Genomic DNA, 7,543 nt, shown 5'->3' on the forward strand with positions numbered 1-7,543 from the left:
ATACCATTGGAAATGATGTTTCAGCTCGTAGCTTGCAGTTTAGAGGATCCCAATGGATTCTAGGTAAATCCTTAGACAACTTTGCTCCTATTGGTCCTACTATTGTTTCTCCAGATGATTTTGATTTTGACAATGCCACTATTACTACAACAGTAAATGGTGAAATACGTCAACAAGCCAAATTACAACAAATGATGTTTAAACCGGACGCGATTATCGAATTTGTATCCCAGTATATTACACTACAAGAGGGTGACATTATCTTTACCGGTACACCTAGTGGTGTTGTACTTGGTAAAAATGAAAGCAAATATGGTTGGTTAAAATCAGGAGATACCGTATCTATATCGATTAGTGGCATTGGTACCTTAGTAAATCAATTTAAATAGTCCCACCTATATATACCAAAAGAGATTACCTATGATGTGTCTATCCATCATGAGTAATCTCTTTCTTCTTTTTCTATAAGTCTATTTAAATATGATTTTACAATCTAATATGTACTATTTATGTTTCGCTTCAAGATCAAGCATGTATTTCTTGCGTTCAATACCGCCAGCATAGCCAGTTAATTTTCCATTACTACCAATCACACGATGACATGGAATGATAATAGATATAGGATTATGTCCTACGGCACCGCCCACAGCTTGAGCAGACATCCTATCTTTTCCTTGCTGTTTTGCAATCTCTTTACCTATATCTCCATATGTTGTAGTTTTACCATAAGGTATAGTTTGTAATATAGACCATACAGACTTACGGAACTCTGTCCCCTCTAACTGAATCGGTGGTGTAATAAAAGGCTTTTTACCATTAAAGTATTGATCTAGCCACATAATAGTTACTTCAAATGGACCTGTTAGTTGCTCTATATACTCCGCATCATCATAACTTGGTGCATAATCTTCATCGATAAAAAACAAATCTGTTAAGTATGATAATGTACCAAGCATAATCATAGTTCCTAATGGGCTTTCATAGGTGTATTTATAATTCATAGTACATTATCTCCTTCGTAAACTAACACATCATTCATAATCTTTTGTATGTCATTATTAAATGATACAGTATTTTTATGAATTTCAAAAGGAGTATATTATTTATCCCAATAATTTGTTGTAGATGTCATAATCTATATCCTTAAATACATTAAATACCACTTGGATTTTACTATTACTTTCTTTTAAATAGGTTCTCACCGTATGAACTGCAATTTGTGCTGCATCTTCATTAGGGAATCTGAACTCACCGGTAGAGATACAGCAGAATGCAATGGAGTGTAAGTTGTAAGCATTGGCTAGTTGTAAACAGGAACGATAGCAAGAAGCTAATTCATTTCGCTCTTTATCTGTTACCTCTTCGTAAATAATAGGTCCCACCGTGTGAAGTACATGCTTTGCCGGCAAATTATACCCATAGGTCATACGTGCTACACCCGTTTTTTCAGGCATGTCCATATACTCAGTCATTCTAGCACATTCCATACGAAGCTCAATACCAGCAAAGGTATGGATTTCATTATCGATACACTTATGATTTGGAGCAAAACATCCGAGCAATTTATTATTTGCCGCATTTACAATAGCATCTACAGATAATCGAGTAATATCTCCTTGCCACAAATAAATCTGAGGCTCTCGCTCTTCCATATCACTAATCGTTACGATTCCCTTTTCATGGGCCAATATATTTAAATATTCAGACTCTATCTTCATCCATTCAAGAGGCATTCCACCAGCAGGACGAATATTACATAAAGATCTAAAGAGAGTAAATTGCTCTTCTTCATTTATAGGGATATCTATATGTTCGTTATGCCGCTCATTGTATTCTGCTACTAAGCCTTCAACCAAATAGCGTAACCGTTCTTGCTGTGTCATATGTAACTCCTTTTTTTATAGACTATACGTTCACCTAATATATAACAAAAAACTGCTAGCACATATGTATATGCTAGCAGTAACTTTACTGTGATTATATTATACTATATTATATTCAGTTTTAAGGTCTTACAAATGCTTGACCCCCATGGTTGACGAGGACATCCCCATCTAAAACCTTTGTGGTAACATTTTGTAGACTACCTTGGATTTGGCTCATCATGAATCGATAACCAGGACTATTTAAATGTTTTGTTAAGGCCTCTTGATCACTATAAATTTGGATAACATACCAATGATTTTTTACATTTCTTTCACGAAGCACATAACCAGCCTTATAACCCGCATCATCGCGTACGGCCCGTTCAATATCGAGTTGGTATTGACGTTGTACTGTGTCGATATCATTGCTATTAACAGTAAACTCTGTCAGAGTCACTATTGCTTTACCATCATTGACAATAGATAAAGCATCTTTTTTCTCAAACAATAGTACAGACTGTACGTCGTACATTTTACGATTTGTTATTTTAGAACCTACTTCATTAACAAAGGACTGATAATGATCAGATTTGCGATGTGTTTCAATAGCAGCTAAATCTTTATAAATCTCTACTACATAAGACTCAGATGGATTACCTTTTACATGCGCTACATTCATAGATAATGTATTAGGCTCTTTCTCCATAGATGCAGTTAGATTGGCAACACTTACACTGTTATATGTGCCCTGTAACTCTGTAGGCACTTGATAGCGATACATGCCTACACTAGGTGCTGTATCTAAACCTTCATCACGTTCCATAACAAGCGCTGCAAAGGATGTGCTCACACCTAATACTGCAATCGCAGAGGTTACTAGAATACGTTTTAATAATGTTCTATTCATACATGCTCCGATTCGACTAAATTACAATGTAATATATTCTACTATTGTACCATGTTCTTCAATTAAGTTAACTAAGTCTTTCCCTTGTAGCCATACGGTAGCATCATTTTGATTTGGATGTATACCGATAAGATTATCTTTATAATCCGCATCAATATAATAATGTACCTTACACTCTTCATCATGAAGCAAACAAAATGGAGATACGTGACCTGGTTTAATCTTCAAAATATCCCATAGCTCTTCTTCGGAACCAAAGGAAATCTTTTTAAGCTTATGATCCTTACGGAACTGTTTTAGATCCACACGCTTAGAACCACGAACAGTAATCAAATAATAATGTTCACGTTTATGGTCTCGAATGAATAAATTCTTCGCATCCCACTCAGGATATGGCAACTCTACATTGGGCTTATCATCCATACTAAATAGCGGTGCGTGATCCGTAATTTCAAAATCGATATGATGGTCACGTAGGCAATCATATACGCCTTGTTTATCTAACATGTAATACCTCTAATACATAGTATATTCTTAGTGAAAGTAGCCCTTATACACTACATTGCTACGCTTATTCTGGAACCTTATAGGTCCCATCAAATACAAATAACTCTGGATGTTCATGTACAAATACATCTTCAAAGATGCCTTCATATTCATAGACTACATCATCTTTTTTATCGAGGAAATCAAATATTTCATCGTCCCAATCTTTTAAAATGGTCCATCGTTCTTCTCTATCAAATGGAACAGAACCGCCAAAGTAATCGATTACGGATTGTAAATTATCTGCTAGTATATCCATCTTGAAGAGGCGTAACCCCGCAAGAGCATCTTCCCATACAATGCCTGTAGAGTTATAAAAGAACTGATGATGTCCACCATTATTAACCTCTGCGAAGTACCAAGATATAGCATTGAGATATCGTTGCTCTACAGTAAAAGATTTGGCAGATTCTAAATAATCATCGTATGAGCCATATATATTGATAGTCCAGTACATAGGCTCATTAATGGTCCACATATCGTCTGTAGCTTGTATCTCTTCAACAGTGATAGTGCGATGACGAGGCACACCTTTCCGTTTCTTCTTTTTCGCTGCTACATACTCATTATAAGCAGCACATAAATCAGGATAATCAGCTTCACATTTTTCAAAGTCCATTTGCATATAGCACATATCCATGACTTCAAAACAATACGATTTTATATCATCTAGTTCCGATTCCATAGCTAACCGTACACCCTGATCCACTAACCTTAGCATCTGTTGCATAGTATCAGATGTGTACGCTTCATTATTATCTAAAACAATAGATCCATACGCATAGGCACAGCGATAATACCACACCGCATCACGATGCTCTTCATCAATAGCCTCTAATACCTTAATTGCCTCTTTTTCATTGCCATTATTGTTATAAGCTCTACCAAGCTCACCTAACAGAGGTATAGATAAATTTTCTATGCCCACACTAGTTAACACATCAATAATAGTTTTTACGTTTCCACTATCATTAAGGTCTTTGATAGTTTGTAACTGTTCAGCATCAGACAAAGATAAAAACTGTTCAACACTTAAAGACATACAATACACTTCCCCTCATAGCATCAATATGTATATGAACTCATCTTAAGATAATTATAACAAACAACACAACACTATGGGTTACAGATTTTAAAATAATAGTTTATGACAAACAGCTATTTAACTAGCTACCAAGCCATACGACAAATACAGGAGTACCTTCATCATCATCGTCGATTTCATCGATATCGTCATCATCGAATTCGTGGTCATCATAGGCTAGATTTTCAAAGAACACATGATCACCGAGCTCTTTATTGGCCATTAAATTATGTAGCTTGAAAAGAAGCTCTTCAGTAGTAAAGTACTGTCCATTATCTGCTTTAAGGCGAGCATAGATTTCAACTTGCCACATACCGTCTTCTTTATCGTATTCTTCTAATTCATCATCCTCATATAAGTATTCATTAGGGTGAAGCTGACTTTTACTTTCAATCCAAGCTTCATAACTCACTAAAATTTCAGGCTCTACTAATGGCGGTAAATTATCACGATTAACGTTATGCTCTTCTAAGCATTCATAAAACTCCTTAAGAAACTCTTCTCTAGTATAAGTAGTTTTATTGAACACCCAAGGAATTCCCTTAAACTCATGATAATAACCTTCATATATTTTATTACCATCTTTATCAACACCGAGATATTCAATCTGCTCAGTATTCTCATCCTTCTTAAACAGGTTCTTAATCACATCAAAAATCATAAAATAATCCTCCTTATAATTCTTTAAACTAATAGAACTTAATAAATACTCGACTACTTCACAACACCAACCTAATCTAGTTATCTAAAGTAGCTTTTTTACCGTTTTTATGGCAATATATTAGCCATCAATAGCAAAGTAGTTTAGAAGTTTTCTCATCCCAACAGAATTTTAATCCTTCATAAAGAAGTCTATATTCACAATATTTCTCATCATATATGAGTTCATTTTCTATCATGGGCATCAACTCTCTCTCTTCAACATGCTTTGATTGTATTATTCATAATATATTCCTCAATATTGTAAACTAATCTCATATAAAATAACGTAGCCCAAAGCACAAAATTATAATAATTCAATCTATTTTATTACTGTTATAAGTTTGCGTGTATAGTAAAAGCCCTTCGCATAAGCGAAGGGCTAATCTATTAATTTTTATAATGTTGTATACTAACTAGCTACCACACACAATATAGAATACAGGTATGCCATCTTTATTATCTATAAGTCCGTAACCTTCACATTCATGGCCTTCGTATTCAATGCCTTCAAAGAATACGTGATCTCCTAATTCTTTATTGGCCATCAAATTGTGCAATTTAAAGAGCAATTCTTCTCTTGTAAAATATGTACCATTATCCGCCACAAGATGAGCCATAATTTCTACCTGCCACATGCCATCTTCTTTATCTTCTTCGCGTAACTCCTCATCGGTTACACGTTCATTGTCAAAGAGTTGGTCTTTACTTTCAATCCAAGCCTCATAGGTTACTAGAATTTCTGGTTCTTCTAATCTATCGTCGTCATCTTCTTGATCATCATCTACATAGTTCTTTACATTTTCATTGTATTCTTTGGAAAACTCTTCTCTGCTATATGTTTGCTTATTAAATACCCAATGTACTACATCATATGTAGGATAGTTATCTTCATCGCATTCAGTAACGTCTTTAATATCTTTACCTTCTGTAGCATCTTTGCTATTTTTCTTATCAAACACAGTCTTAATAGTTTCATATACCAAAGGATAATCCACCTTGTACTCTTTTGGCTTAATTTTAGATAGGTGATATTTTACTACTTCACAGCACCAAACAAGCTGTTTATCTAAGTGAGCTTCTTTCGTCACTTTTATGCCCGTCTCTATTAACTGTAATGCTTTCTGCACATGTTCAGATTCGTAGCTTTCACCAATAGCTAACATCCCATGAGCATAACCACAACGATAGTACCAAGACCAATCACGATGTGCCTCATCGATTCGTTCAAACAACTCGATAGCCTCTGACGCACGGCCATTATTGTTATACATACGTCCTAAGGTACTTAATAGTATAGGCGACAAATTATCAATGCCTATGTTCGTCAATAGCTCCATCGCACGCTTAATATCGATGCCCTCTTGTTCATTAAGGAGCTTAACCTTTTCCGTATCACTTAATACTTGAAACTCTTCATCCGTAATTTCTTCTATATTGAAATATAAGTTCTTAATAAATTCACCAAAGTTATCTGCTAAGGGAGTCATGGAGTAATCACATTCTTGATCAACCCGTACAACCTTAGGTTCACCGGTTGGACCGCACTCACGATAATCAAGGAAAATCATATCATGCCCACCAGAAATCGTATCGGCTACAACGACACCGATAGGGGGATATTTTACTTTTGAAATCCAAAACTCATTTCCCATCTCACCTAAAAGAGAGTATTTTTTATCTCTATCGATACCATATATACCTGTTACATAAACACAATCGTCATTATCGTTAATAAAACAATTTTTCTTTACTACACCACCATTATGGTTTTTAAGTAGCTCAATATAGGCTGCAGGCAATGTATAGCCAAGCTCAGCTTCAGTATCCTTAATATCCTCATCGGTAACAGGTTTACCAATATAGGATTCAAAGGCATAATCAACATCGTTCCAAAATCCGGTCCAATCAAAGTCTTTTAGATTACTCATAATACTCTCTCCTAGTTTAAACCAATATAATCTAAATTTTAATTACTCATTCATAAAATAAGTTTTGATTAAAGCTTTTACCTCACGTCGTATCAAAATAGTATCTACAATATAGGAAACAATGATATAAGGAGATGCATTTATAATCGCTATAGGCGCTAATATAATTGCCACCCATAATAGATCTAGAGGATATGCATACCACTTAATATCTATGGTATTTAAAATGGGTATCACATAGTCTATCACTCTTAATTCCCATTGCATTAATGGATTTAAGTCCTCACATGTTCCTACTAGCCAAGCGAAGATAACCCCAAAAAGCAAAAAATATACTATGCCAACGGGAATTAATATCTTCGCTCGCTTTTTTAATAGATTACGACAAATCTCATCTTCTTCCTCTGGTGCTATATCATATAACATATTGCACTGAATCTGAATCCGTCTAAATCGATAGCGAATATACTTATACAAAATGTTATTCGGTGTATATAACATAATAGACTCC

The 7,543-nt window shown here is 34.9% G+C and carries 9 protein-coding genes; 1 reads left to right on the forward strand and 8 read right to left on the reverse strand.

Going from position 1 to position 7,543, the window contains the following annotated elements:
- Window positions 1-389 (forward strand): fumarylacetoacetate hydrolase family protein (locus QZR70_RS07695; RefSeq protein WP_295794265.1); only part of this gene is annotated, 389 nt, incomplete at its 5' end.
- Between the two features lie 114 nt (window positions 390-503).
- Here the strand turns inward: QZR70_RS07695 and QZR70_RS07700 are convergent.
- The 8 genes from QZR70_RS07700 to QZR70_RS07735 form a co-directional block, all read right to left on the reverse strand.
- Window positions 504-1,001, reverse strand: coding sequence for a methylated-DNA--[protein]-cysteine S-methyltransferase (locus QZR70_RS07700; protein WP_005386920.1), 498 nt, complete (start codon window positions 999-1,001; stop codon window positions 504-506).
- Between the two features lie 102 nt (window positions 1,002-1,103).
- Window positions 1,104-1,883, reverse strand: coding sequence for a protein-ADP-ribose hydrolase (locus tag QZR70_RS07705; protein ID WP_295794268.1), 780 nt, complete (start codon window positions 1,881-1,883; stop codon window positions 1,104-1,106).
- A gap of 121 nt (window positions 1,884-2,004) precedes the next feature.
- Entirely contained in the window at window positions 2,005-2,772 is a 768-nt protein-coding gene (locus QZR70_RS07710; RefSeq protein ID WP_295794269.1) for a putative quinol monooxygenase, read from the reverse strand.
- Between the two features lie 21 nt (window positions 2,773-2,793).
- Window positions 2,794-3,279 (reverse strand): prolyl-tRNA synthetase associated domain-containing protein, encoded by a 486-nt coding sequence (locus QZR70_RS07715; RefSeq protein ID WP_295794271.1) that lies wholly within the window; start codon window positions 3,277-3,279, stop codon window positions 2,794-2,796.
- A gap of 64 nt (window positions 3,280-3,343) precedes the next feature.
- A complete protein-coding gene (locus QZR70_RS07720; protein ID WP_105089060.1) occupies window positions 3,344-4,360 on the reverse strand; it encodes a DMP19 family protein in 1,017 nt (338 codons plus the stop codon).
- A gap of 124 nt (window positions 4,361-4,484) precedes the next feature.
- On the reverse strand, window positions 4,485-5,063 hold the full coding sequence (locus QZR70_RS07725; RefSeq protein ID WP_295794275.1) for a hypothetical protein: 579 nt from the start codon (window positions 5,061-5,063) through the stop codon (window positions 4,485-4,487).
- Between the two features lie 454 nt (window positions 5,064-5,517).
- A complete protein-coding gene (locus QZR70_RS07730; protein WP_105094479.1) occupies window positions 5,518-7,032 on the reverse strand; it encodes an SMI1/KNR4 family protein in 1,515 nt (504 codons plus the stop codon).
- A 42-nt stretch (window positions 7,033-7,074) separates the two neighbouring features.
- A complete protein-coding gene (locus tag QZR70_RS07735) occupies window positions 7,075-7,533 on the reverse strand; it encodes a glycosyl transferase family 4 (protein ID WP_105094478.1) in 459 nt (152 codons plus the stop codon).
- Between the last annotated feature and the right edge of the window lie 10 nt (window positions 7,534-7,543).

The sequence above is a fragment of the uncultured Veillonella sp. genome (assembly GCF_900545205.1).
Lineage (GTDB): Bacteria > Bacillota > Negativicutes > Veillonellales > Veillonellaceae > Veillonella.